This window comes from Bacillus cereus group sp. N21 (assembly GCF_016483395.1).
GTDB lineage: Bacteria > Bacillota > Bacilli > Bacillales > Bacillaceae_G > Bacillus_A > Bacillus_A pseudomycoides.
Map to the genome: position 1 here is coordinate 1 of NZ_JAEHBX010000216.1, position 733 is coordinate 733.

Below are 733 nucleotides of genomic sequence, written 5' to 3' on the forward strand. Positions count from 1 at the left end.
AATATGCTTTTCAGTATTGAAAATAAATTTTTAAGTATATTTGTTCCTATAAAAGCCTTTTTAACATTCATGGGAAACACCTTCCCCATAAGATATGTGTTTGTAATCTAGAAAAGAAACTTACAAATAAAATACTCAAAGATTATTATTTGAAATTCTCAACAATCTTTGAGTATAAATGCATTCATTATAAGAGTTTATTTATAAATTAAATACAGACAACATGGAAAGATGTATTTGTTAACTACTGTAATCTGCTATGTTTCCAATAATCAATAATATCGCTTGCCCTAATCTTTTCTTATTTTGGGGTTAAGTTAACGAGTAAATCCACCACCAAGTTGTTGTTCAGCCATTGCTACTAAGCGTTTAGTGATTTCACCACCAACAGAACCGTTTGCACGAGCTGTTGTATCTGCACCAAGTTGTACGCCAAGCTCTTGCGCGATTTCATATTTCATTTGATCAAGTGCACTTTCAGCACCTTGAACCAATAATTCATTACGATTTCCATTCTTATTGTTTGCCATATTGTATCACCTCCTATGTTTTTAATATGCTACGAAATATGGAAAAACACTTATTCCTTTTTATGGCATTTTTTCATTTCGAAATTTAAGTATATGTTTTCTCTTTCTCCTTAAAATATGGTTGAGAGAGCAAGAAGAGGAACTGTTCTAATAGCTTTTCATAACAAGGTTTGTTTGAAATGATCGTGTTATTCCTCCTTCTC

Annotated in this window: 1 protein-coding gene; it reads right to left on the reverse strand. The window is 31.4% G+C overall.

Annotated elements, in window-relative coordinates:
* Positions 1 to 317: 317 nt before the first annotated feature.
* Positions 318 to 530, reverse strand: a complete 213-nt coding sequence (locus JDS96_RS30550; RefSeq protein ID WP_199669100.1) for an alpha/beta-type small acid-soluble spore protein — start codon at positions 528 to 530, stop codon at positions 318 to 320.
* Between the last annotated feature and the right edge of the window lie 203 nt (positions 531 to 733).

Excerpts from the sequence above, each read along its gene's own strand:
- JDS96_RS30550 (WP_199669100.1), bottom strand. The coding sequence starts at position 530 with ATGGCAAACAATAAGAATGGAAATCGTAATGAATTATTGGTTCAAGGT.